The sequence below is a fragment of the Pseudoxanthomonas putridarboris genome (assembly GCF_038321125.1).
In the GTDB taxonomy this organism is placed as follows: Bacteria; Pseudomonadota; Gammaproteobacteria; order Xanthomonadales; family Xanthomonadaceae; genus Pseudoxanthomonas_A; species Pseudoxanthomonas_A putridarboris.
This window is the reverse complement of the sequence record NZ_JBBWWT010000001.1, coordinates 727,358-752,440: the sequence shown is the minus strand read 5'-3', so window position 1 is coordinate 752,440 and position 25,083 is coordinate 727,358. Positions and strand designations below refer to the sequence as shown.

Genomic DNA, 25,083 nt, shown 5'->3' with positions numbered 1-25,083 from the left:
CCCTGGCGGTACTGATCAATCACTCTCGCAGCCGCGCCGGCCTGGTTTCACCGGCGGCGACAGAACCGGGCAATCGGACCTCGTTCCGGTCCGGGCGCCGATTCGACCCATCCATCGAGGGAGTACAACTAACACGACCCCGTTCCGATCCGCCGTGAATTGCGTCCCTGCGGCGGTTAGGAAGCGCGCCAGCGGCGCGCCGGATTCATTCTTTGCACATGATTGCGAAGAAGCCGTGAAAGATCCGCGATGCGCACTGGCTTCAGGGAGCGCGCCGTGTCGCGTACGACCTGCGCGTGAGGGCCTGTCCCGCCATGACCGGTACGCGCCAAGTGATGGCTTCGAGCGGCCATGCATCTTCTTGACCGCGCGCGCGATCCGCCGTATCGTCGCCACGCCAAGGTTTCCATCGCTTTATCCAGATATAGCGATGGAATTAAAAGGGAAGCCGGTGCGGACTGCTCCAACGTCCCATTCCGGCGCTGCCCCGCAGCGGTATTTGGAAACGAACCTCGCCAACAGCACTGGTCCTGGCGGACCGGGAAGCGGCGGGAAGTAGGCCAGCGCTCACGCGCCCGTCCATGAGCCCGAAGACCTGCCCTGGCCGGAGGACACGACCGTCCTTCGCCTGACCTGGAGCTTCCGAGGGGAGGCGGCCGGAGCCTGCGTCCGTGGCCCTGCGCCCGGATGCGTCCTCCTGCGCCTGCCGTCGGCATTCCGGTTCGCCCGCGGGGGCGAAGGTCGCTGGCGTGGCGGGTTCCGGCCCGGCGCGCGGTTCCTTCGTTCCTCATCCGCAACCGCATGAGGAAACGCACCATGACCACCGTTACCACCCTCGGCTTCCCGCGCATCGGCGCCAGGCGGGAGCTGAAGTTCGCACTGGAATCGTACTGGCGTGGCGACACCACCGCCGACGCGCTGCGGGACACCGCGCGCGAACTGCGCCGCCGCCACTGGCGGCTGCAACGCGACGCCGGCGCCGATGCCGTGCCGTGCAACGACTTCTCGCTGTACGACCACGTGCTCGACACCGCCTTCCTGTTCGACGCCATCCCCGATGCCTACCGCGCGCTGGCCGATGCCGACCCGCTGGCCGGCTACTTCGCCCTCGCCCGCGGCGTGCAGAAGGACGGCGCGGACCTGCGCGCGCTGGAGATGACCAAGTGGTTCGACACCAACTACCACTACCTGGTGCCGGAACTGCACGGCGGGCAGAGCTTCCGCCTGCGCGGCGACAAGCCGGTGGCGGAATACCTCGAAGCCATCGCCGACGGCCACGTGGCGCGGCCGGTGCTGCTGGGGCCGGTGAGCTTCCTGCTGCTGTCCAAGACGGTGGACGGCAGCGACCGCCTCGCCTTGCTGGACCGCCTGCTGCCGGTGTACGCCGAACTGTTGTCGCGCCTGAAGCAGGCCGGCGCCGAGTGGGTGCAGATCGACGAACCCTGCCTGGTGCTGGACCTGGACGACGACGATCGCGCGGCCTTCCTCAAGGCCTACGGCGCGCTGGCGGAGGCGGACCGGCCCAACCTGCTGCTCGCCACCTACTTCGGCAAGCTGGGCGACAACCTGCCGCTGGCGGCGGCGCTGCCCGTCGACGGCCTGCACCTGGACCTGGTGCGTGGACTGGACCAACTGGACGAAGTGCTGAAGGTATTGCCGAAGGGCCGCGTGCTGTCGGCCGGGCTGGTCGACGGCCGCAACATCTGGCGCGCGAACCTGGACAATGCGCTGATCCTGGCCAAGTACGCGCTGGGCCACGTGGGCGAAGAGCGTCTGTGGCTGGCGCCGTCATGCTCGTTGCTGCACGTGCCGGTGGACGCGACCGGCGAGAAGAACCTGTCCGGCGACCTGCGCAGCTGGCTGGCGTTCGCGCGGCAGAAGATCGAGGAACTGCGCGTGCTGTCCGATGCGCTGGCGTCGCCGCGAGCGGCCGAGGCCGCGCTGGCCGATGCGCGCGACCGGATCGAATCGCGGCGACGTTCGGACAAGGTGCACCGTGCCGCCATCGCGTCGCGCCTGGCCGCACTGGACGGCGCCGCCGCGCATCGCGCCTCGCCGTATCCGCAGCGCCGGCAGAAGCAGGCGGCCGCGCTGCGGCTGCCCGCCTTCCCCACCACCACCATCGGTTCCTTCCCGCAGACCCAGGCCGTGCGCGAGGCGCGCGCCCATCACAAGGCCGGCAAGTGGAGCGACGCCGACTACGACCGCTTCCTGGCCGAGGAAACCGAGCGCTGCGTGCGCTTCCAGGAAGAGATCGGCCTGGACGTGCTGGTGCACGGCGAGTTCGAGCGCAACGACATGGTGGAGTATTTCGGCGAACAGCTCGACGGTTTCGCCTTCACCCGCAATGGCTGGGTGCAGAGCTACGGTTCGCGCTGCGTCAAGCCGCCGGTCATCTACGGCGACGTGCAGCGGCCCGTGCCGATGACGGTGCGCTGGTCGCAGTATGCGCAGTCGCTGACCGACCGGCCGATGAAGGGCATGCTGACCGGGCCGGTGACGGTGCTGCAGTGGTCGTTCGTGCGCGACGACCAGCCGCGCGCGCAGACCTGCCGGCAGATCGCGCTGGCGCTGCGCGACGAGGTGCTGGACCTGGAAGCCGCCGGCATCGGCGTCATCCAGATCGACGAGCCCGCCCTGCGCGAAGGCCTGCCGCTGCGCCGCGCCGACTGGCAGGCGTACCTGGACTGGGCGGTGGAATGCTTCCGCATCACCGCCTCGGGCGTGGCCGACGAAACGCAGGTCCACACCCACATGTGCTACTCGGAATTCAACGACATCATGGAAGCGGTGGCGGCGATGGACGCGGACGTCATCTCCATCGAGACCTCGCGCTCGCGGATGGAACTGCTGGAGGCGTTCGCGGAGTTCCGCTATCCCAACGAGATCGGGCCGGGCGTGTACGACATCCACTCCCCGCGCGTGCCCGATCGCGAGGAGATGCTGGCCCTGTTGCGCAAGGCGCGCGAGGTGATCGCGCCGGAGCAACTGTGGGTGAACCCGGACTGCGGCCTGAAGACGCGCGCCTGGCCGGAGACCCGCGCCGCGCTGGAGGCCCTGGTCGCGGCCGCGCGGCAGATCCGTTCCGAGGTCGTGGCGGTCGCGTGAACCGGTCCGCCGGGCCATGTCCGCATGGCCCGGCGACCGTGGCCGGCGTTCAGAACGCCGGCACCACGGCGTCGTTGTACTTGGCCTCGATGAAGGCCTTGACCTCCGGACCGGTCAGCGCGGCGATCAGCTTCTGCACGCGCGGATCGTCCTGGTTGTCGGGGCGCCCGACCAGGAAGTTGACGTAGGGCGAATCCTTGCCTTCGATGGTCAGGGCATCGCGCCTGGGGTCCAGCCCGGCATCCAGCGCGTAGTTGGTGTTGATCAGGGCCAGGTCCACCTGGTCCAGCACGCGCGGCAGCATGGCCGAATCCAGCTCGCGGAACGCCAGCCGTTTCGGGTTGGCGACGATGTCGCGCTGGGTGGCGAGCGCGTTGTCCGGGTCCTTCAGCTGGATCAGGCCGGCGTGGTGCAGCAGGATCAGCGCACGGCTGTTGTTGCTGGGATCGTTGGGAATGACCACCGAGGCGCCCTCGGGCAGTTCGTCCAGCGAGGCGAAGCGCCGCGAGTAGGCGCCGAAGGGTTCGATATGCACGCCGACCAGGGTGATCAGCCCGGTGCCGCGGTCGCGGTTGTAGGCCTCCAGGTAGGGCGCCGTCTGGAAGTAGTTGACGTCGATCAGCTTCTGCACCACCTGGTCGTTGGGCTGCACGTAGTCGTTGAACACCCGCACGTCCAGCTTCACCCCCTGCTCGGCCAGCAGCGGCTTGACCACTTCCAGGATTTCGGCGTGCGGCACGGCGGTGGCGGCAACGCTCAGTCGCTGTTCCGCGGCCCCGTCCTTGCCGCCGCAGGCGGACAGCAGCAACAGGGAACCAACCAGCAACAGGGAAGCGAATGGTTTTTTCATGGCGGTCATCGTTGGGGAAGGGAACATCAGCGGCGGTTGAACCGGACGACCAGGCGGTCGCCGGTCATCTGCAGGATCTGCACCAGGATCACCAGGGCGATCACGGTGACGAAGGCGACATCGGTATGCGAGCGCAGGTAGCCGTCGCGGTAGGCCAGGTCGCCCAGTCCGCCGGAGCCGATGGCGCCACCCATCGCGGTGAAGCCGATCAGCGCGATGGTGGTGACGGTGGCGCCGGCGATCAGTCCGGGCAGGGCCTCGGACAGCAGCACGCGCAGGACCAGTTGGCGGGTGGTGGCGCCCATCGCCAGGCTGGCCTCGATCACCCCGCGGTCCACTTCGCGCAATGCGGTTTCCACCAGCCGCGCATAGAACGGCGCGGCGCCGACCACCAGCGGCAGGATCGCCCCGCGCACGCCCAGCGAGGTGCCCATCGCCGCCAGCGTGACCGGGATCAGCACGATCATCAGGATGATGAAGGGGACCGAGCGCAGCAGGTTCACCAGCAGCGACAGCACGGCGTACAGCGCCGGCTTCGCGTGCAGCTGGCGCGGGCCGGTCAGGAACAGCAGCACGCCCAGCGGCAGCCCGATCAGCAGGGTCAGCGGCAGCGAGCCGCCCAGCATCAGCAGCGTATCGACGGTGGCGTTGCCGATTTCCGACCACTTGCCCGCATCCAGGTGGGGAAACCACTGTTGTCCGAAGGAGAGGCTCATCGGCGCAGTTCCTCGATGTGCACGCCGGCCTCGGCGAAACGCGCCTGCGCCGCGTCGATGCCGTCGCCGACCACGGCCACGGTCAATTGGCCGTAGGGCATGTTCTTGATCCGGTCGATGCGCCCGGCGAGGATGGTGTAGTCGATCTGCGTCTCGCGCGCGACCCGCCCCAGCAGCGGCCGGTAGGTATCGCCGCCGGTGAAGGTGAGGCGCAGGATGCGGCCGGCCACCGCCTCGAAATCCCGGTGCAGTTCGTTCTCGTCCAGCTGTTCGGCTTCGGCCACGAAGCGGCGGGTGGTCGGATGCCGCGGATGCAGGAACACCTCGGTGACCGGCCCGGTCTCGACCAGGGCGCCGGCGTCCAGCACGGCGACGCGGTCGCAGACCCGGCGGATCACGTCCATCTCGTGGGTGATCAGCACGATGGTCAGGCCCAGCTCGCGGTTGATCCGGTCCAGCAGTTGCAGCACCGAGGCGGTGGTCTGCGGGTCCAGCGCGCTGGTGGCCTCGTCGCACAGCAGGATCTTCGGCTCGGTGGCCAGCGCGCGGGCGATGCCGACCCGCTGCTTCTGGCCGCCGGACAGTTGCGCCGGGTACTTGTCGCGGTGGGCCTCCAGCCCGACCTTGTGCAGCAGCTCGTCCACGCGCGCATCGATCCGCGCACGCGATGCGCCGGCCAGCTCCAGCGGAAAGGCGACGTTGGCCGCCACGGTCTTGGCCGACAGCAGGTTGAAGTGCTGGAAGATCATGCCGATCCTTCGGCGCAGCGCACGCAGGCCGGCGCCATCCAGCGCGTTCACCTCATCGCCATCGACCAGCACGCGGCCGCCGCTGGGCGTCTCCAGGCCGTTGATCAGCCGGATCAGGGTGGACTTGCCCGCGCCGGAATGGCCGATGATGCCGAACACCTGGCCGGCGCCGATCTCCAGATCCAGGGGTCTCAGGGCGGCGACCTCGTGCGCACCGGCACGGTAGGACTTGTGGACCTGCTGGAACTCGATCACCGTGGGGACATCTGCCGGAACGCGGGGGTGCATAGCCTAGCAGTGTCGCCCTGTCCGGCTCATGCCGCAATCGGCATGAGCTTATAACCGGCGCCGGGGGCTCCGGCGGGGCCGGGCCGCCTTCCCTCACTTGTGGGAGCGACGCAAGTCGCGACAAACCGGATGCTTCGTCGCGACTTGCGTCGCTCCCACGGGCGAGATCACGCCGCCGGCAGCGGCGGCGCCTGGGTGGGCCGGCCCAGCGGGTCCAGCGCGATCATCACGAAGTGGCCCCGCGTGCACAGCTTGCGCTCGCCGCTCAGCAGATCCTCGGTGATGACTTCCACGTCCACGTTCATCGAACTGCGGCCGACCTTGACGAGCCGCGCGACGACTTCGACCAGGTCGCCCTTGTGGATGGGCTGGTTGAAGTCCACCTGCTCCGAGCGCGCGGTGACCACCGTGGTGCGCGCATAGCGCGAAGCGACGATGAAGGCGGACATGTCCATCCACGCCAGCGCCTGCCCGCCGAACAGCGTGCCCAGGTGGTTGGTGTGGTCGGGAAAGACCATGTGCAGCAGCCGCGCCTCGGTCGGGCGCGGTTCCGAAGAAGGATGTTCGCTCATTGCGGTGCTCCGGTGCTCGCCGTTCCCGTCCGCAGCATAGCGCGCCAGGGCCGGCGGGGCTGTAAGTAGCTGTAGGAGCGGCTTCAGCCGCGACTCTCGTGGAAACAGAAACGCTATTGGCCATGGATGACTCGGATAAAGCTTTATTGGCTTTTATCCGCGTCGATCCGTGTCGGAAGGCCTCTTGCTTCCGCGGTCGCGGCTGAAGCCGCTCCTACAGGGGGAGGCGTGATCAGAACGCGTGGTCGAAGCCGACTTCGCCTTGCACGCCCACCTGGTAGGCGGACACGCGGCGCTCGAAGAAATTGGTCAGTTCCTGCACGTCCTGCAGGTCCATGAACGGGAACGGGTTGGCCGAGCCGAAATGCTTGGGCATGCCCAACTGGGCCATGCGCTGGTCGGCGCAGTATTCCAGGTACTGGCGCATGTCCTTGATCGACAGCCCGGCGACGCCGCCGGACAGCGTGTCCTCGGCGAAGGCGACCTCGCAATCCACCGCTTCGCGCATCATCTGCACGATCTGAGCCTTCAGGTCGTCGTCGAACAGGTCGGGCTCTTCCTCGCGCGCGGTCTTGATCACCTCGAACGCGAACGCCATGTGGCAGCTCTCGTCGCGGAACACCCAGTTGGTGCCGCTGGCCAGCCCGTGCAGCAGCCCGCGCGAGCGCAGGTAGTAGACGTAGGCGAACGCGCCGAAGAAGAACAGTCCCTCGATGCAGCCGGCGAAGCAGACCATGTTGAGCAGGAACTGCCGACGCTGCTCGCGGGTCTCGATGCGGCGCAGGTCCTGGATGGAGTCGATCCACTTGAAGCAGAACTCGGCCTTCTTCTTGATCGACGGGATGTTGTCCACCGCCGCGAACGCCTTGGCGCGCTCGTTGGGGTCGGGCAGGTAGGTGTCCAGCAGGGTCAGGTAGAACTGCACGTGCAGCGCTTCCTCGTACAGCTGGCGCGACAGGTACATGCGCGCCTCGGGCGCGTTGATGTGCTGGTACAGGTTCAGCACCAGGTTGTTGGACACGATGGAGTCGCCGGTGGCGAAGAACGCGATCAGCCGCTCGATCAGGTGGCGCTCGGCCGGCCCGAACTTGTTCTTCAGGTCGTTGGTGTCCAGCGAGAAATCCACTTCCTCCACCGTCCACGTGTTGCGGATGGCGTCCCGGTACATCTCGTAGAACTGCGGATAGCGCATCGGGCGCAGGGTCAGTTCGAAGCCGGGGTCGAGCAGGAGTTGGCGGTTGTGGGTGGACATGGTGGTTCTCGCTTTTCCCTTCTCCCACCGGGAGAAGGTGCCCGAAGGGCGGATGAGGGTGCGGCGAGGACAGCGGCGGTGAACCAACGTCACTTTGCCGTACCCTCACCCCAACCCCTCTCCCGGCGGGAGAGGGGCTTGTGGATTCATGGGCTGGCGCGTCCCTGCGCCTGGAACATCCGTATTCCGTCGTCCGTCGGCGGCGCCGACAAGAGGAGCGTGTTACTGGCAGGCCTCGCAGGCTTCCGGGTTCTCCAGCGAGCAGGCGATGGCCTCGGTCGGGGTGTACTCCGGCTTGGGCGCGGTGGCCGCCGCGCTGCCCACCGTGGTCTTGGCGATCTTGGTGGCCGGGCGCGAGCGCAGGTAGTAGGTGGTCTTGATGCCCTTCTTCCACGCGTACATGTACATGGACGACATCGCGCCGATGTTCGGGCTTTCCATGAACAGGTTCAGCGAGGCCGACTGGTCGATGAAGGCGCCGCGGTCGGCGGCCATGTCGATCAGCGAGCGCATCGGGATTTCCCACGTGGTGCGGTAGATGTGCCGCAGCGTGTCGGGAATCTGCATCACGCCCTGGATGGAGCCCTCCGCTTGCTTGATGGCGTCGCGCACTTCCGGCGTCCACAGGCCCAGCTTCTTCAGTTCTTCCACCAGGTAGCGGTTGACCTGCAGGAAGTCGCCCGACAGCGTCTCGCGCTTGAACAGGTTGCTGACCTGCGGCTCCACGCATTCGTAGCAGCCGGCGATCGAGGCGATGGTCGCGGTCGGCGCGATGGCGATCAGCAGCGAGTTGCGCAGGCCGTGCTGCCGGATCCGCTCGCGCAGCGCGTCCCAGCGCGCGGCATCGGACGGCACCACGCCCCAGGCGTCGAACTGCAGTTCGCCCTGCGCCGCGCGGGTGTCGGCGAACGAGGGATGCCTGCCGCGTTCCTGCGCCAGTTCCACCGAGGTGTCCAGCGCGTTGAAGTAGATGGTCTCGGCGATCTTCGCCGACAGCGCGCGCGCTTCGTCGCTGTCGAAGGCCAGGCGCTGCTTGAAGAACACGTCCTGCAGGCCCATCACGCCCAGCCCGACCGGGCGCCAGCGCAGGTTGCCGCGGCGGGCCGATTCGATGGGATAGAAGTTCAGGTCGATCACGCGGTCCAGCTGGCGCACGGCCAGGCGCACGGTCTCGGCCAGCTTGTCGAAATCGAAATAACCGTCCTCGTCGAAGTGCCGGCCCAGGTTGATCGACCCCAGGTTGCACACCGCCGTTTCCTCGGCCGAGGTCACTTCCAGGATCTCGGTGCACAGGTTGGACAGGTGGATCACGTTGCCGGCGCGCAGGGTCTGGTTGCTGGCCCGGTTGCACTTGTCCTTGAAGGTCATCCAGCCGTTGCCGGTCTGCGCCAGCGTGCGCATCATCCGCGCGTACAGCTCGCGCGCCTTGATCGACTTGACCGCCTTGCCCTGCGCCTCGGCCTGCTCGTAGGCGCGTTCGAACGCGTCGCCGTACAGGTCGGTGAACTCCGGCACGATGCGTGGATCGAACAGCGACCAGTCGGCATCCGCTTCCACCCGCTTCATGAACAGGTCCGGCACCCAGTTGGCCAGGTTGAGGTTGTGCGTGCGGCGCGCCTCGTCGCCGGTGTTCTCGCGCAGCTCCAGGAACTCTTCCACGTCCGCGTGCCACGGCTCCAGGTACACGCAGGCCGCGCCCTTGCGCTTGCCGCCCTGGTTGACCGCCGCGACCGAGGAATCCAATGTCTTCAGCCACGGCACGATGCCGTTGCTGTGGCCGTTGGTGGACTTGATCAGCGAGCCGCGCGAACGCACGCGCGTGTACGACACGCCGATGCCGCCGCTGAACTTGGACAACTGGGCGATGTCGCCGTACTTCTGGTAGATCGATTCCAGCGAGTCCTGCGGCGAGTCCAGCAGGAAGCACGAAGAGAGCTGCTCGTGCGTGGTGCCGCTGTTGAACAGCGTCGGCGAGCTGGGCAGGTAATCCAGGTTGCCCATGCGCCGGTACAGCGCCAGCGCCTCGAGCACGTCCTCGCTCAGTGCGCAGGCGATGCGCAGGAAGAACTGCTGCGGCGTCTCGATCACCTTGCGCGTGTGCGGGTGGCGCAGCAGGTAGCGGTCGTACAGCGTGCGCAGGCCGAAGTAGTCGAATTGCAGGTCCAGCGAGGCGTCCAGCGCGTCGTTCAACTTGCGCGCGTTGGTCTGCACGAAGCCCAGCAGGCGCTCGTTGATCAGGCCGACCTCGTGGCCGCGGGTGACCGACTGCGAGAACGCGTGGATCTCCTGCCCGGTGACTTCCTTGGTGATGTAGCCGGCCAGCAGGCGCGCGGCCAGGCGGCTGTATTCGGGTTCCTCGGCGGTCAGCAGCGCGGCGGTACGGATGGACAGTTCGTCCAGTTCGCGCGTGCTGGCGCCGTCGTACAGGCCGGAGATGGTGCGCGTGGCCACGCGCATCGGATCGATGGCGTGCAGGCCTTCGCAGTTGCGCTGCACGGCGCGGACGATCTTGTTCAGGTCCACCGGCTCGCGGCCGCCGTTGCGCTTGGTCACGCTCATCGCGGTGGCGGTGGGCGGCGGGGTCAGCAGGAACGCGTCCTTCTGGGATGGGGTGGTGCCGGCGGCGTCGGCCACGGCTGTATCGGTCTGGGTCACGGGTGTTCCTCCATGCGTGATGCACGCGGCGACCTGTCCCTCGCAGGTAGCGCAAGGCCGGATGGAGGACCAGCGTGGGGAAGCGGCGTCGCAGGGGGCGAGACCGCGCAGACGGACTGCGGGTGCCCTGCTTCGCCAGCCATCTCCCCCCCGGAGAATCCGCGGCCGGCACCGCGCGGTGTGCAACGCGCGGCTGTCGGCAGGTCTTCGGACTCATGGGCGCGGAAGGCGTGGCCTTCCTCCTACATCCGCCGCTTCCCGGGACGTGCATCCCAGTGCGTGTGGCGGGGTCGTTCCCAATTACCGCTGCGGGGCAGTGCCGGAATGGGCTCGAACGAGCCGCACCGGCTTCCCTTTTCATTCCCCGGCTTGCTGGCCGGGGAAACCGACGGCCACAACATAGTGGGGTAGGCTTTCTACGTCAACACCAGATGTGGTGTGGAACGCAGCCTGACGCAACTCCGGGTGTTCCACGCGGTCCGAGCTGTATCAACGACACGGTCTGCGACTCCATCGCATGCCATCTGCACGGCCCACCCGTTGGCCGAGCTGATCAAGGATCAAGTCCAAGGCGACCAGCATGGGCCAACTTCATCAGGTATGTACGCAGGTGGCCAAGGTAGAGGCTGCGTGAACACGGTCTCGGCCGGCTGGCGAGCATGGCTCATTGATCAGCAGTCACCCCATACCGCCATCGCAGTAACAAGGAACACATAAAAGTTGTGGAACCCATGGGTGAACAGCGAAGCCGCCACCCTGCTCTCTATCCCGTTTCGATAGCTTGAAAGAGGATTGGCGAAGACGAGGAACGGAACAATCAGAATAAGAGTCCAACCCCACCAAACCAAGCTATGCAATAAGGCGAGAATGATGGCTGCTAGGCGAGCCGATGCTATGGCGCTAAAGAAAAATCTAGCCAAGCCATAAATTGCAGCCAGCACGACGGTTTCAATTAGCGGCGCAACGAACACGATTCCGAGAAATAAGCCTGGAAGGTAATTAACCCTGCATATGTTCTCATTGCTCCCTGATAGCGCGTATCCGGCAGTAAAATAAAGGACAAGCGCAACGAAAACTGCCGCGAAGAAGCTAAACAATGCTGCCTTCGCACTTGTGAAAACTATTCTTCTTGCGTCGTGCACCGAGCAAAATTCTCCTCAAGATGAGGCCAGCCTCCACTCGGAGGCCAGCCCCAATCTCACAATTTAACCAGACACTGCACTGGAGGGGCCCGGCTTATCAACGATGAACTTATCAGAATCCTGCTCCTCTCCGCCTTTAAGAGCATCCCAAGCAAGACTACCTGCAATCCATTTGATGACCTCAACAAGTATTTTGTTTCCGCCTGAAACCTCGGAAGCTTCCAGCATAGACAACTCTCGCATTCTTACTTCTCCTTTACATTGGTTGGCACAGCCCCTGTGCCGTAGGACCAGGAACACACCCGGCAATCTCATTGTTCAAGCGAGGTCATCCACTCCCTACCTTCTTCTTTAGCGAATACAACGGCTCGAAAATCCATTCGATCAGCCGGCGTCTCTCACCCAGAATGTCCGCATCCAGCAGCATTCCCGGCTTCAACGCCCGCGCCCGCGGCTTGCTGCTGTCCCGGCAATTCCTGCATGGCCTGCTGCAGTTGCGTGATCAGCCACCACGTGCCGATGGCCTGCCGTTGCAAGGCCTGCATCTGCCCGGTGTACTCGAGCACATCGGCTTCCTTTTGTTTGATCTGCAGCACGCTGAGGTACTACCCGTCTTCCAGCTCGCGCAAGCGTTCCATTGGCGACCACGGCAGCCGCAACGATCGCCGTCAGCGTCAGCACCCACAGCCGCAACGGTTACGCCAGCGAGTACCGCCCTGCCAGCTGCCGCGCTTGGCATCGAGCACTTCCTTGCGAAACAGCGGCTGCGACATGCGGACTGCGATTCCTTGCGTGACATGAAGCCTGAGCTTCCACGTCCCCTATAACCGGTGAAGTGATCTGGGCAGCAGGGCATTATCTGCCTGTTGCCGATCCTTACTCAGAATCCGGAACGTCCGCAATGGGCGTTGCTCCGCAGCGCGCAAGTCTGGCTTGCAATCACATTAACTAGCACCTTTCACATCAACTACTTGCGACCGTGTGCAAGCGGTTCTGTACGGATTGATGCCAATATTGCTTGCGCATAAATGTGACTTGTCTTGCAGGTCCTCTGTCGCTGGCTTTGACATCCGTTCTCATCGGATGAGCTTGCATGAAATTCGCGTGCGCATGGGGCGAAAAAAGAGCGGAGAAATCAGGCGTACTTTTCCCGCGCCGACATTTGCTCCATTCAGTCGCAGCGATTCTCTGTAACTTTGCTTGAGGGGTGCCGTTTCCGGCGCTCAGCGGGTGAAACGGACCGCGGCCAGTGCTTCCAGCAGGCGCGCGTGGGCGGTGTCCTGGTCGAACGGCGGCGTGCGCGGCGGGTCGTAGACCTCCGGGCGCGTGCCGGCGACCAGCAAGTCGATGGCGATGCAGTGCCCGTGGCGCACGGCGCGATAGGCATCCACCGACAGGTAGTGGCTCATCGCCGCGTCCGATGCGCGGAAACGGCGGAAGGGCTGGCCATCGATGCGCACCTCCTCCGTCTCGTCCGGCGTGGCGGAGTTGGCGACGTCCAGGCAGGTGGCCACGGCACGGGTGTCGTCGCTGGCGCCCACGCGCAGCTCGGCCGCGGTCACTGCGTTGGAACCGTCCAGCACCAGCGCCGCCAGCGGCGTGCCGGGACTGTCGGGTTCGGCGAACGCCTTCCAGTCGCCGGCGGCCAGGTAGGCGCGCCGGAAGTCGTGCCGCAGGGTGAAGCCCGGCGTCGGCAGGATGGCGATGCCGAGAGCCTCGTCGGCGAACTGCATCCGCGGCGCCTCGCGTGCTGGCGAGGCCTGCCCGGCGATCGCCGATGCGGTGCGCGCGGCGTCGGCGGCATCTTCCTTGCCGGGCATGCGGCCACAACCGGCCAGCAGGATCGCGCCCAGCACCATCGGCAGGCAGGCGGGGAACGGCAGCTGTTTCATCGGTGTACCCGTGGCGGCGACGAACTCGCAGTTTCGCAGGCGCCACGTGAAGCCCGTGCGCGGATCGCGGGCGGGCATGAAGCGCCGGACGCGGTTACGCGGACGCCGCCAGCAGGCCCGGGAGCGCTTCCGCCGCGGTCGCCCGCCACACGTGGTCCGCTTCGCCGGAAAGCGCGGTGGGTTCCGGGTTGATCTCCACCACCGTCGCGCCATGGCGCCTGGCCAGCGCGGGCAAGCCGGCGGCGGGATGGACCAGACCCGACGTCCCCACGACCAGCATCAGATCGCAGCGCCGCGCGGCATCGGTGGCCGCGTCCCAGGCATCGTCCGGCAGCGCTTCGCCGAACCAGACCACGCCGGGACGGATGCCTCCACCGCACGCGGGGCAGGCCATCGGCGGTACGCGTTGGGCATCCGACAGGAAATCCCCGAGGGGGCCGTCGTAGGCAAGCCCGCAGTCGAAGCAGCGCAGCGCGAACAGGCTGCCGTGCACGTGCGCGTTGACCGTACTGCCCGCACGCTCGTGCAGGTCGTCCACGTTCTGCGTCACCAGCGATACGCAAGGATGGCGCCGCGCCAGCGCGGCCAGCGCGCGGTGGCCGGCATGCGGCTGCGCCTGCCGCACGATCCGCATCCGCCAGCGGTACCACGCCCACACCAGCGACGCGTCGGCGCGCCACGCATCCGCGGTGGCGAGCCGCATCGGATCGAAGCGCGACCACAGGCTGTCCTGCGTGCCGCGGAAAGTGGGCACGCCACTCTCCGCGGACATGCCGGCGCCGGTCAGCACGCAGACGCGGCCGGCCTCGTCGACGCGCCGCGCAACGGCCGAAGCGATGGCATCCGGCATCGTGTCCATCCGCGTTCAGGCCTTGTGCTGCGTCGCCAGGTATTCGGCGCTCTGCATCTCGATCAGGCGCGACGCGGTGCGCTCGAAGGCGCCTTGCAGGCGCGTGCCGGAGTACAGCGCGGGCGGCAGGCCGGCGGCGGTGCAGACCAGGTTGACGTGGCGGTCGTAGAGTTCGTCGATCAGGTTGACGAAGCGGCGCGCGGCGTCCTCGTTGAGCGCGTCGAAGCGCGGGATGTCGCCCAGCAGCAGGGTGTTGAACTCGCGCGCCACCTCGATGTAGTCGGTGGTGCCGCGCGGGCCCTCGCACAGGGCGGCGAAATCGAACCAGGCGATGCTCTTGCCGCGTGCGCGCACGGGAATCTTGCGGCTGTCGATCTCGATGTTGCCGGGCTGCGCGTCGGTGCCGCCGCTCAGTTCGCGCCAGCGCGAGGCCAGCCAGGCATCCGATCCCTCGTCCAGCGGCGCGCGGTACACCGGCGAACGGGTCAGCGCGCGCAGGCGGTAGTCCTCCTCGCCATCCGAGCGCAGCACCACGCAATGCCGTTGCAGCAGGTCGATGGCGGGCAGGAAGCCGGCGCGCTGCAGGCCGTCCCTGTACAGGTTTTCCGGCGCGGTGTTCGACGTGGTCACCAGCGTCACGCCCTCGGCGAACATGCGGTCCAGCAGGCGCGCCAGCAGCATCGCGTCGCCGATGTCGGTGACGAAGAACTCGTCCAGCACCAGCACGCGCAGCTTGCCGCGCACCTCGCGCACGATCTTCGCCAGCGGATCGCTCTCGCCGGCGTGCTGGCGCAGCCGGTCGTGCACGCCGCGCATGAAGCGGTGGAAGTGGGTGCGGTACTTGCCGCCATCTCCCGACTGTCCGTCCTGCGCGTGCGGCACGCCGGTGCGGCCCGAGGCCGACCAGGTCGGCAGCGGCAGGTGGTCGTAGAACAGATCCACCAGGAAGGTCTTGCCGCGGCCCACCTCGCCCCAGTAGTAAAGGCCCTTCACCGGTTCCAGCTTCCTGCCCAGCAGGCGGCCGAGGAAACCATTCTCCACGGGCGTGGAAAGCAGCGCGGCGTGGATGCGATCCAGTTCCGCCAGCGCCGGGTGCTGCGCCGGATCGTCCTGCCATTGCCCCTGCGCCACGCCGCGCGCGTAGCTCTGCGAAGGCGTCGGCGCCCCGTCCATGCGACCGTCCGCCATCATGCCGCCGGCACGTAGGCTTTCATCGCGTGCTTGATGGCGCCGCGCAGGTCCATCAGCTTGCGGTGGAAGAAGTGGCCGGTCTCCGGCATGCGGATGAGTTCCGGCGGATCCTTCAGGCTGTCGATCCAGTCGTAGACCGCCTGCGGGTCGACGATCTCGTCCTCTTCGCCCTGCACCACCAGCCACGGACAGGCCGGCGGCACGAGGATGCCGAAATCCCAGCGGCCGGCCGGCGGCGCGATCGACAGCAGGGCATCGGGCTTCAGCTCGTCCGTCATGCGCAGCGACACATAGGCGCCGAAGCTGAAACCGGCCAGCCACACCGCGGTGCCGGGACGCTGTTCGCGCACCCATTGCACCACCGCGCGCAGGTCGTCGCCTTCGCCGTCGCCATGATCGAAGCTGCCGGCCGATTCGCCGGTGCCGCGGAAGTTGAAGCGCACCGTCACCGCCCCCAGTTCGCGCAGGCTGCGCGCCGCCATCACCACCACCTTGTTGTGCATGGTGCCGCCCTCGGTGGGCAGCGGATGGCAGACCACGGCGGTCAGCGGCAACGCGGCGGCGCCGTCCTCGGGCCAGTCGACGAAGGCTTCCAGCGGGCCTTCGGGGCCATCGAGGGTGATCGGGCCGGATTCGGCGGGAAAGACGGGATTGCTCATGCGTCCATGATAAGCCCTGCCCACGGCGGGCCGGGCGGCGACGCTTTCCGCGCACCGGAATCCCGGGCATCCCTCCCCCGTCATTCCGACGCAAGCCGGAACCCAGCGCCTTTGCCTTTCATGCATTGAAGTCGCCAGGTTGACCTCCATTCGGCGGTTGAAGAACGTTCGGCTTGCGCCGGAAGACGGGGTTGTGAGGACGGTGGCATCGACGAAAGCCGCAACCCGCCGCGCGAGCGGATGTGCGATGCTGCGCGCCCCCACGGTTCCCCCTCACGCCATGGCGTTCGATGCATTCGCCCTGATCCTGGCCATGCTGGCGCTCGGCATGGTGTTTGCGCGCCTGCGGGCGTTTCCCGACGATGCGGCGGAGGTGTTGAACCGCGTCGTGCTGTACGTTTGCCTGCCCGCGGCCGTGCTGACCTACGTGCCCAGGCTGCACATGGATGCCTCGCTGCTGGGCGTGGCCGTCACGCCGTGGCTGCTGACCGGCGCGACCGTGGTACTGGTGTCGCTGTCCACGCGCTGGCTGAAGTTCCGCCGCGACGAACACGCCGTGCTGCTGCTGTGCGTGGGCCTGTGCAATAGCAGTTTCATCGGCTACCCGATGGTGCGCGCGCTGCTGGGCGAACACGCGCTGCCTTACGCGGTGGTGTACGACCAGTTCGGCACCTTCGTGCTGCTGTCCACGTTCGGCCTGTACGTGCTGGCCCGCTATGGCGGCGACACGCCACCCACCGCGCGCGACATCGGCCTGCGCATCGTCCGGTTCCCACCGATCTGGGCGCTGGCGGTGGGACTCACGGTGATGCCGGAACAGCCGCCCGCGTGGATCGCCGCCGGCCTGCAGAAACTGGCCGATGCGATGCTGCCGCTGGTGATGCTGGCGGTGGGACTGACCATCCAGCTGAAACTGCCGCGCGACGAACTGAAGCCCCTGGCCGTCGGCCTGCTGCTGCGCCTGCTGGTGATGCCGGCGCTGGCCCTGCCGTTGTCGCTGCTGCTGGGCATGGACGGCGAAATGCTGCAGGCCAACGTGCTGGAATCGGCCATGCCCACCATGATCACCGCCGCCGCGCTGGCCATCTCGCACCAGTTGGCGCCACGCCTGGCCGCCGCGCTGGTCGGCTACGGCATCCTGCTGTCGCTGGCCACGCTGCCGATGTGGGCGTGGATCGTGGCGCGGCTGGTCTGAATGAAGCCGCCGCTATGAAACGGCATCCGCCGGGAAAACCCGCAAGCAACGGATTTCCCCGGCGGACTTTCCATCGGCGCTGTTTACTTCGCCGCCGACCGTGCCGCCGCCGCGATCACCTCGGCCACAGCGGCGGGATCCGACGACATCGGCACGTGGCTGGTCGGCAGCACGGTGGTGGCGGCGCCGATGCGGGCAGCCAGCGCGCGCTGCGCCTGCGGGTCGATCATGCGGTCGTTGGCGGCCACGATGTACCAGGACGGCTTGCTGTTCCACGCGGCGATGGTCACCTTCTGGGCGAAGTTGGCGGCACGCACCGGGCCCTGCGTGGCGGCGATGAGGCTGGCTTCCTCCGCGCTCACGTCCTGGGCGAAGTCGCGGGCGATGGCATCCGGCGGCAGGGTCAGGAAGCCGGCGGCGTCCTGGATGAAATGCGCCACGCCGGGCGGGGTGGGGTGCGACTGGATGGCATCCACCGAGGCCTCGCCCAACGCGGGCGCGAACGACGCCACGTAGACCAGCGCCTTCACCTTGTCATGGCCGCCGGCCTGGGTGATCACCGTGCCCGCCCAGGAGTGGCCCACCAGCACGACCGGCCCGGTCTGCGCGTCGATGATGCGGTTGGCGGCGGCCACGTCGTCTTCCAGCGAGGTCAGCGGGTTCTGCACGGCGACCGCCTTCAGGCCCTTGGCCTGCAGCAGCGGGATGACCTTGTTCCAGGACGAGCCATCGGCGAAGGCGCCGTGCACCAGGACCACGGTGGGAATGGCGGCGGGATCCGTGGCCGGCTTGTCGGCGGCCAGGACGGGCGAGATGGTGCCCAGGGCGAATGTGGAGGCCAGCAGGGCCAGCGGCAGCAGTTTCATCGGTAAGTCCTCAGATCGTCGTTGGGTGGGATGCCTGGCGCAGGACCGCGCTCGGTGGACGTACTCTGGCGGAGCGCGCAGGACGATAGGTGGCCAAAGATCCTGAAAACTTGATCATTCGTATCGCGATGAGGGCATCCAGCGCGCTTCATCGGGTCGAGTGCATCAGTGGCCCGGAGAATCGGGCAAGAAGCGCGCAGCAGCCTGGCCCTTCTCGCCGCTGGCGCCGCTCGCACGCATCGGAAAATGGGTCATTCTCCGCTTCGCGCGTACTTCGTCGGCGCCATGGCGATTTGAAGCCGGACCCGCCTCGCGGGTCGGTTCAATTCGGGCGTCATGCAAGACTTCCTGCACACGGTTGACCTCATGAAGGCCAGGTGCCATGGCTCGCGACAAAGGTCTGGAGGAATTGATGCGCGACGAACTTTCGTCGAGTCCTGGCCTTTCGGAAAAGGCGATGTTTGGTGGATGGGCGTGGTTGCTCAACGGCAACCTGCTTTGCGGCGCGCGCGATGACGGCATGCTCGTTCGCCTGGGCAAGGGGCAGGATGCCTGGGCGCTCCGGATCGAGGGAGTCGTGCCCATGCTTTCACGCGGCAGGACCATGCAAGGCTGGGTGCGTTGCGGCCCGGACGTGTACGGCGAAGACCGGCTTCGCAAGGATCTGCTATCCCGTGCCGTCGAGTTTGTTCGCTCTCTTCCGGCGAAGTAGCATTCATCCCGCCGCATGCGGCCGACAGCGGCTGCGGCCTGGCCATGCGTTCAAGCGGGACTGTTCAGGAATGCGCAGTGATCCTGCGACGCTACGACCGGCGTCCACCTGACGATCCATTCAAGCGGAATCGCTTCGCGGGCCGGCTGGATTCGGTGAGAAAGAATGGATTGGGGGCAGGGCCCCGAGCTCCGACACTTGAACCGGCGATGGTGCGCGGTGTTGGGGTTCTTTTCGTTCACACCCAGCCGATGCTCCGGCCCGGTTTCCCGGATGTGCCGAATCCATGGTCGCGGCTGAAGCCGCTCCTACAGAGGCGGCCTTAATCCGCCGGCACCGTCCGCTCCCGCGCCCACTCACGCAACGCCTGCACCTGCTCGGCCATCAGCACCGACAGCGGTCGCGTGCTGCGGATCTCGTGCATCACCAGCTCGGTATCCAGCGGTTTCTGTTCGGCGTGCGCCGCGTACAGCGCCGAGACGATGGCCTGCTCCAGCTCCGCGCCGGAGAAACCGTCGGAGGCCGCGGCCAGCGCGGGCAGGTTGAAGGCTTCGGGGTCCAGCTGCCGGCGGGCGAGGTGCACGCGCAGCACGTCGACGCGCGCATCGGGCGAGGGCAGGTCGACGAAGAAGATCTCGTCGAAGCGGCCCTTGCGCAGCAGTTCCGGCGGCAGCTCGTGCACCTGGTTGGCGGTGGCGACGAGGAACACCTGCCCCGCGTCCGCGGTGCTCTTGCGTTCGGCCATCCAGGTCAGCAGGTAACCCAGCACGCGGCGCGACACGCCGCCGTCCTCGCTGCCGCCGCTGGCCAGTCCCTTCTCGATTTCGTCGATCCACAGCACGCACGGCGCCAGCTGCTCGGCCGAGGCCAGCGCGGCGCGCAGGTTCTTCTCGGTTTCGCCGTGGTACTTGTCGTACAGCGTGCCGAAGTCCAGCCGCAGCAGCGGCACGCCGAAGCCGGCGGCGGTGGCCTTGGCCAGCATCGACTTGCCGCAGCCCTGCACGCCCAGCAGCAGCACGCCCTTGGGCAGGTCCAGCCCCGGCGGCGGGTTGCCGGACACGAACACCGCGCGGCGCTGCTCGATCCAGCGCTTCAGCCGGCCGGCCCCGGCCACGTCGGCGAACTTGGCGGTGTCGTATTCGTAGTGCAGGTGGCCGCTGCGGTTGAGCAGTTCGAACTTCAGCTTGTTCAGCGCCGGCAAGTCGCTGCCGTTGAGCGCGCCGTCGGCGAAGATCAGTTGCCGCGCGATGCGCCGCGCATCCACCAGACTCAGGCCCTGCAGGTTGCGCACGATCTGCTTGACCGCGTCGCCATCGGCTTCGACCCGGCGGCCGCCGTGTTCGCGGGCGTAGTGCTCGGCTTCCTCGCGCACCATCTTCAGCAGCGCATTGCCGTCCGGCAGGCGCGGGCTGAAGCGCACCGCCAGCGCGTCCAGTTCCGGCGGCAGTTCCACCTTCGCGCCGACCAGCACCACCACGTGCGGCAGGCAGTGGCGGCGCTGCAGGATGTCGCGCAGCTGGCGCTGGCTGCTGGCGTAGCCCAGGTAGGGGTGGAAATCGAGCAGCAGGTAGATGCCGCGCTGGTCGGCCAGCTTCATCGCCTGCAGGGCGGCGCTGGCGTCGGGCGGGCCCTCCGGCTCGTCTTCCCGGTCCATGTCCAGCCGGCGCAGGCCTTCGGTGATGGTCCAGCGGTGCAGCGCGCGCCACACCTGGCCCAGCGCCTGCCGGAACAGTCCGACCACGCGGGCCTCGTCCTGGGTCTCGATGACGATCAGCGGCGTGTTGGCGCGGATCAGCGCGGTCAGGTCCTGCAGGTCGTTCATGGAATATCCGGTCCGTGGGGACGGGAAAGATAGCAGGGCCGGGAGTGGGGATTCGGGATTCGAGGTCGCGGACCCGCGCCGATCCATCCTGAACCCCCAATCCCCAATCCCGTCCGCCCGGTGTACCCTGCGGCTTCCCCGGGCAACGAGGTGCGCGCATGAAGACGATTCTGGTCGCCAGCTCCAAGGGCGGCGCGGGCAAGACCACCCTGGCGACCAATCTGGCCGCATATTTCGCGCTGGACGGCAAACGCACGGTGCTGGTGGATGCGGATCCGCAGCATTCCTCCACCCGTTGGGCCGAGCGCCGGTCGGAGCTGGACACCGCCGTGCTGCCCATCGATGCCAGCGGCAAGCGCGCCTGGCGGGCCTGGTTGCCGGAGGATGCCGAACGGGTGGTGATCGACGCGCCGGCCGGTTCGATGGCCGACGACCTGGACAGTTTCCTGGAGCATGCCGACGCCGTGGTGGTGCCGGTGCTGCCGTCGGCGCTGGACATCGAGGCCACGGTGGGTTTCCTGAACACCCTGGCCAAGGTCCCGCGCGTGCACAAGCGCAAGCTGCCGGTGGGCCTGGTGGTCAACCGCAGCAAGCCGTGGACCAACACCTCGCAGCAGGCGGTGGAGATGCTGAACACCTGGCCCTATCCGGTGGTGGCGCAATTGCGCGACACTCAGGCTTACGTGGTGCTGGCGGGCCTGGGCCGCAGCCTGTTCGACTACCGGTCCGCGCAGGTGCGGGACCACCAGTCCGACTGGGAACCGTTGTTGAAATGGATAAAGAAGGCCTAGGGCGTTAACAGGCCCAAGCCGAAGGAGCTGCCGTCCCATGCGTGAACTGATCCTGCTTCGCCACGCCCACGCCGAACCGGCCACGCCCGGGCAGTCGGATCTCGACCGCCCGCTGTCGCCGCAAGGCCTGGCCGAAGCCGAGGCGGCCGCCCGCTGGCTGGCCGGGCAGGGTCTGGTGCCGGACCGCGTGCTGTGTTCGCCGGCACGGCGCGCGCGCGAGACGATGGAAGCCGTGCTGGGCGCCATCGGCTATGTCGAACAGCGGCTGGAAGACCGCATCTACGAGGCCACCGCCGGCACCCTGGCCGACCTGGCCGACCAGCACCGCGAGGCCGAACGCCTGCTGATGGTGGGCCACAACCCCGGGTTCGAGCGATTGGCCGCGCTGATGCACAGCGGTCAGTCCGGCGACTACCGCGGCATGCCCACCGCCTCGGTGGCGGTGCTGACGCTGCCGGTGGACGCCAGCATCGAGCCGGGCGTGGCCAGCCTGTCCGCCTTCTGGTGGCCATGACGCCCGTGGCGACCCTGGTCCGGCTGGGTGCGCTTGGCCTGGGCCTGTTGGCGGCCTGTCCGCTGCACGCTGGTGAGAAGACCGATTTCGATCCCGACCATACCCGGCTGGGGTTCGAGCTGCGCACGCGCTGGGGACAGGTGCTGGACGGCGTGTTCACCCACTACGACGGCGAAATCACCCACCTGCCCGATGGCCGCCAGCAGGCGCGGCTGCGCATGTACACGCGCGACGTGGAGATCATCGGCCATCCGCGCTACAGCGAGTGGGCGCGCAGCGAGAAGTTCTTCGATGCCGACCGTTATCCGGTGGTGGTGTTCACCTCCAGGCCCTACGACGAAACGCTGCTGCGCGAGGGCGGCAAACTGGAAGGCGAACTGAGCATCAAGGGCATCAGCCGCCCGCGCAGCCTGGACGTGTCCCCGTCCACCTGCGACCGACCGGCCAAGGATTGCGACGTGCTGGCCACCGGCGCGGTGCGCCGCAGCGACTACGACATGGACGACTGGCTGCTGGCGGTCAGCGACCGCGTGGTGTTCGTGCTGCGCGCGCGCGTCAAGGATGGAACGCATCCGTGAACCCGCGTGCCGTGTCCCTGGCCGCGCGCTGCGCGGTGTTGTGGCTCGCGCTGCTGTGCAGCGCCTGCGCCAGCCTGAGCGAGCAGCAGCGCGGCCGCGCTGCCGGCATCGCCGCGGCCGCCCGCTCCGATGTGGTGGATTGCGCGCAGGCCGACGCGTGCGCCATCCCGTCGCCGTTGTACGGCCTGGGCGACCGCGCGCTGGCCGAATCCGCCCCGCAGGCGCCGCGCCACTACGCGGTGATCCTGGACGAAGGCCGGGACGCGCTGCTGGCGCGGCTCAACCTGATCCGCAGCGCACGCCAGCGCATCGACCTGCAGACCTACATCTTCGACAAGGACGACAGCGCGCGGCTGGTGCTGGACGAACTGCTGGCGGCGGCCCGGCGCGGCGTGCGGGTGCGCGTGCTGATCGACCAGCTGTCGGCCATCGCCGACCTGGAGATCCTGGCCGCGCTGTCCGGCGCGCACACCAACTTCGCCATCCGCATCTACAACCCCAGCTTCGGCAAGGCCAAGCTCAACTACCTGGACTACGCCGGCAGCGTGCTGTGCTGTTTCCGCCGCTTCAACCAGCGCATGCACACCAAGCTGTTGCTGGTGGACGACCGCATCGGCATCAGCGGCGGCCGCAACTACCAGGACGACTATTACGACTGGGACGCCGAGTACAACTTCCGCGACCGCGACGTGCTGGTGGCCGGGCCGGAAGCGGCGGCGATGGCGCGCAACTTCCAGGCGTTCTGGAACGCGCGCCGCAGCGTGCCGGCCGAACGCCTGAACGATGTCGGCCGTACGCTGCTGCGCGACGGCGTGCCGGCGATGCCGGTGCCGCAGTATCTTCGCCCCGAACGCGTGCAGGCCGCGTCGGCCGACGCGGCCGACGTGGACGTGATCCGCGCACGGTTCGTCGCGCCGGCCTTCGCCGTCGGCGAGGTGCAGTACGTGGCCGACCTGCCGCAGAAGCACCGGCGCGAGCCGGGCGATGGGGCCGCACCCGCGGCGCCGGAACTGGAGGCGCTGATCGGGGGCGCGCAATCGGAAGTGCTGCTGCAGACGCCGTACCTGGTGATGTCGAAGCAGGCGCAGGCCCTGTTCCGCGAGATGCGCCAGCGGCAACCGCCGCCGCAGGTCGTCGTGTCCACCAACAGCCTGGCGGCGACCGACAACCCGATCGTCTACTCGATGTCGTTCAAGTACAAGCGCCGCTACCTGCGCGAGTTCGGCTTCCAGATCCACGAATACAAGCCGTTCCCGGAGGACGCGCCGGTGGATTACGCCGCGCTGATGCCGGAGGGACCGCCGCTGGCGGCGGGGACGGACGGCGCGGGCGGCGGCAGTGGCCGCCTCCGTGGGCCGTCCGGGTCGATCGGCCCCTCGGGCGGTTCGCAGTCCGGCGAAACGACGCGCCGCCTGCAGCGCACCGAGTCGCGCCCTTCCTTCTTCAGCAGCGGCGCCGCCACCGAGCCGCTGCCGCTGAAGCGCGCCGGCGTGCGCATGGGCCTGCACGCCAAGTCGATGGTGATCGACGGCAGGACGGCGGTGATCGGCACGCACAACTTCGACCCGCGTTCGGAGACCTACAACACCGAGGCGGCGGTGGTGATCCGCGACGAAGCGTTCGCGCAGGCGCTGGCCGACAGCATCCGCCGCGACATGTCGCCGCGCAATGCGTGGGTGATCGCGCCGCGCGTCAAGCCGGTCGTGTTCTCCGGGCTGGACTACAGCCTGGGCAAGGTGTCCGAGGCGCTGCCGGTGTTCGACATCTGGCCGTGGCGCTATGCGACCAGCTACGAATTCAGGCCCAGCCCCGAGTGCCCCTTGCCGGTGAGCCCGAAGGATCCCGCGTTCCACCGGTGCTACGTGGCGGTGGGCGACTTCCCCGAGGTCAACGTGGGGGCGAAATGGCTCTACACGCGCGTCCTGACCGCCTTCGGCGCGGGGTTGGTGCCGATTCTTTGAGAGCCGGGCGCCGGGATTGGCGGCAGAATCCCTGTAGGAGGGGCTTCAGCCCCGATGCTTTCCATCACGGCCCGATGCCTGTCGGTCGCAGCCCGATGCCTTCCGATGCCGGGTTTCCTGCGGTCTGGTCGAAAAGCATCGGGGCTGAAGCCCCTCCTACAGCAGAATGGCCGTGCTGTTTCCACACTAGAATTCCGGTAACCCTGACTCCGATCCGCAACCCATGACCTTCCGCGCTCCCGTCGACATCGCCGCCATCAACGCCCACGCCGCCGACACGCTGGTGTCGAACCTGGGCATCGTCGTCACCGAGGCGGGCGAGGACTGGTTGCGGGGCACGATGCCGGTGGATGCGCGCACGGTGCAGCCCTACGGCATCCTGCACGGCGGCGCGTCGGTGGCGCTGGCCGAGACGCTGGGCAGCGTGGCCGGCAACCTGTGCGTGGACACCGCCCGGGAAATGGTGGTCGGCCTGGAGATCAACGCCAATCACCTGCGCGCGATGCGGAGCGGCGTGGTCACCGGCACCGCGCGCGCGGTGCACATGGGCCGCAGCACCCAGGTGTGGGAGATCCGCATCGAGAACGACGACGGCAAGCCGGTCTGCATCTCGCGCCTGACCCTGGCCGTGGTGCCGCTGCCCACGTCCTGACGGTGGGCGAGTCGCGCGCGAACCGTGCGTGGACGCATTCCGCCGGGCCGCGCCATCCGGTATCGTGG

23 protein-coding genes and 2 riboswitches are annotated in these 25,083 nt (G+C 67.6%); of the genes, 8 read left to right on the top strand and 15 right to left on the bottom strand.

Annotated elements, in window-relative coordinates:
- Positions 1–383: 383 nt before the first annotated feature.
- Positions 384–617, top strand: a riboswitch (cobalamin riboswitch).
- A 199-nt stretch (positions 618–816) separates the two neighbouring features.
- Positions 817–3,108: a 5-methyltetrahydropteroyltriglutamate--homocysteine S-methyltransferase gene (metE, locus tag AAD027_RS03305; protein ID WP_341724574.1), complete on the top strand. Its 2,292-nt coding sequence runs from the start codon at positions 817–819 to the stop codon at positions 3,106–3,108.
- 49 nt (positions 3,109–3,157) lie between these two features.
- On the opposite strand, the gene AAD027_RS03300 is transcribed toward metE, so the two are convergent.
- From AAD027_RS03300 to AAD027_RS03240, 13 genes are all read right to left on the bottom strand, one after another.
- On the bottom strand, positions 3,158–3,958 hold the full coding sequence (locus tag AAD027_RS03300) for a MetQ/NlpA family ABC transporter substrate-binding protein (protein WP_341724573.1): 801 nt from the start codon (positions 3,956–3,958) through the stop codon (positions 3,158–3,160).
- A 26-nt stretch (positions 3,959–3,984) separates the two neighbouring features.
- On the bottom strand, positions 3,985–4,674 hold the full coding sequence (locus AAD027_RS03295) for a methionine ABC transporter permease (protein WP_341724572.1): 690 nt from the start codon (positions 4,672–4,674) through the stop codon (positions 3,985–3,987).
- On the bottom strand, positions 4,671–5,678 hold the full coding sequence (locus tag AAD027_RS03290; RefSeq protein WP_341724743.1) for a methionine ABC transporter ATP-binding protein: 1,008 nt from the start codon (positions 5,676–5,678) through the stop codon (positions 4,671–4,673). The genes AAD027_RS03295 and AAD027_RS03290 overlap by 4 nt, the downstream gene beginning before the upstream one ends.
- A 200-nt stretch (positions 5,679–5,878) precedes the next feature.
- Entirely contained in the window at positions 5,879–6,283 is a 405-nt protein-coding gene (locus AAD027_RS03285; RefSeq protein ID WP_341724571.1) for an acyl-CoA thioesterase, read from the bottom strand.
- Between the two features lie 232 nt (positions 6,284–6,515).
- Entirely contained in the window at positions 6,516–7,535 is a 1,020-nt protein-coding gene (locus AAD027_RS03280) for a ribonucleotide-diphosphate reductase subunit beta (RefSeq protein ID WP_341724570.1), read from the bottom strand.
- A 222-nt stretch (positions 7,536–7,757) separates the two neighbouring features.
- Positions 7,758–10,094 (bottom strand): ribonucleoside-diphosphate reductase subunit alpha, encoded by a 2,337-nt coding sequence (locus AAD027_RS03275; RefSeq protein WP_341724742.1) that lies wholly within the window; start codon positions 10,092–10,094, stop codon positions 7,758–7,760.
- Between the two features lie 277 nt (positions 10,095–10,371).
- Positions 10,372–10,595, bottom strand: a riboswitch (cobalamin riboswitch).
- Between the two features lie 266 nt (positions 10,596–10,861).
- Positions 10,862–11,332, bottom strand: coding sequence for a hypothetical protein (locus AAD027_RS03270; RefSeq protein WP_341724569.1), 471 nt, complete (start codon positions 11,330–11,332; stop codon positions 10,862–10,864).
- Positions 11,333–11,395: 63 nt separating this feature from the next.
- Complete coding sequence (locus AAD027_RS03265) at positions 11,396–11,575, bottom strand: hypothetical protein (protein WP_341724568.1); 180 nt, start codon at positions 11,573–11,575, stop codon at positions 11,396–11,398.
- A gap of 155 nt (positions 11,576–11,730) precedes the next feature.
- Positions 11,731–11,928, bottom strand: a complete 198-nt coding sequence (locus AAD027_RS03260; protein ID WP_341724567.1) for a hypothetical protein — start codon at positions 11,926–11,928, stop codon at positions 11,731–11,733.
- 627 nt (positions 11,929–12,555) lie between these two features.
- A complete protein-coding gene (locus tag AAD027_RS03255) occupies positions 12,556–13,224 on the bottom strand; it encodes a hypothetical protein (RefSeq protein WP_341724566.1) in 669 nt (222 codons plus the stop codon).
- A gap of 94 nt (positions 13,225–13,318) precedes the next feature.
- Entirely contained in the window at positions 13,319–14,083 is a 765-nt protein-coding gene (locus tag AAD027_RS03250) for an SIR2 family NAD-dependent protein deacylase (RefSeq protein WP_341724565.1), read from the bottom strand.
- A 6-nt stretch (positions 14,084–14,089) separates the two neighbouring features.
- Complete coding sequence (gene zapE, locus AAD027_RS03245) at positions 14,090–15,247, bottom strand: cell division protein ZapE (protein ID WP_341724564.1); 1,158 nt, start codon at positions 15,245–15,247, stop codon at positions 14,090–14,092.
- Positions 15,248–15,261: 14 nt separating this feature from the next.
- On the bottom strand, positions 15,262–15,924 hold the full coding sequence (locus AAD027_RS03240; RefSeq protein WP_341724563.1) for an alpha/beta hydrolase: 663 nt from the start codon (positions 15,922–15,924) through the stop codon (positions 15,262–15,264).
- A gap of 280 nt (positions 15,925–16,204) precedes the next feature.
- On the opposite strand from AAD027_RS03240, the gene AAD027_RS03235 reads away from it, so the two are divergent.
- Entirely contained in the window at positions 16,205–17,119 is a 915-nt protein-coding gene (locus AAD027_RS03235; RefSeq protein WP_341724562.1) for an AEC family transporter, read from the top strand.
- Between the two features lie 83 nt (positions 17,120–17,202).
- Here AAD027_RS03235 and AAD027_RS03230 read toward each other — a convergent pair whose 3' ends face one another.
- A complete protein-coding gene (locus tag AAD027_RS03230) occupies positions 17,203–17,985 on the bottom strand; it encodes an alpha/beta fold hydrolase (protein WP_341724561.1) in 783 nt (260 codons plus the stop codon).
- Positions 17,986–18,367: 382 nt separating this feature from the next.
- On the opposite strand from AAD027_RS03230, the gene AAD027_RS03225 reads away from it, so the two are divergent.
- Positions 18,368–18,697 carry a TfoX/Sxy family protein gene (locus AAD027_RS03225; protein WP_341724560.1) on the top strand — a complete coding sequence of 110 codons (330 nt, stop codon included), beginning with the start codon at positions 18,368–18,370 and terminating at the stop codon, positions 18,695–18,697.
- 322 nt (positions 18,698–19,019) lie between these two features.
- Here AAD027_RS03225 and AAD027_RS03220 read toward each other — a convergent pair whose 3' ends face one another.
- A complete protein-coding gene (locus AAD027_RS03220) occupies positions 19,020–20,519 on the bottom strand; it encodes an AAA family ATPase (RefSeq protein WP_341724559.1) in 1,500 nt (499 codons plus the stop codon).
- 158 nt (positions 20,520–20,677) lie between these two features.
- Between AAD027_RS03220 and AAD027_RS03215 the strand changes: the two genes are divergently transcribed.
- From AAD027_RS03215 to AAD027_RS03195, 5 genes are all read left to right on the top strand, one after another.
- Positions 20,678–21,310, top strand: a complete 633-nt coding sequence (locus AAD027_RS03215; RefSeq protein WP_341724558.1) for a nucleotide-binding protein — start codon at positions 20,678–20,680, stop codon at positions 21,308–21,310.
- Between the two features lie 37 nt (positions 21,311–21,347).
- Complete coding sequence (locus tag AAD027_RS03210; protein ID WP_341724557.1) at positions 21,348–21,824, top strand: SixA phosphatase family protein; 477 nt, start codon at positions 21,348–21,350, stop codon at positions 21,822–21,824.
- Between the two features lie 5 nt (positions 21,825–21,829).
- Positions 21,830–22,402, top strand: a complete 573-nt coding sequence (locus tag AAD027_RS03205; protein ID WP_341724556.1) for a YceI family protein — start codon at positions 21,830–21,832, stop codon at positions 22,400–22,402.
- An 11-nt stretch (positions 22,403–22,413) separates the two neighbouring features.
- Positions 22,414–24,363, top strand: coding sequence for a phospholipase D family protein (locus AAD027_RS03200; RefSeq protein WP_425605385.1), 1,950 nt, complete (start codon positions 22,414–22,416; stop codon positions 24,361–24,363).
- Between the two features lie 223 nt (positions 24,364–24,586).
- Positions 24,587–25,015 carry a hotdog fold thioesterase gene (locus AAD027_RS03195; protein ID WP_341724554.1) on the top strand — a complete coding sequence of 143 codons (429 nt, stop codon included), beginning with the start codon at positions 24,587–24,589 and terminating at the stop codon, positions 25,013–25,015.
- Positions 25,016–25,083: the final 68 nt, after the last annotated feature.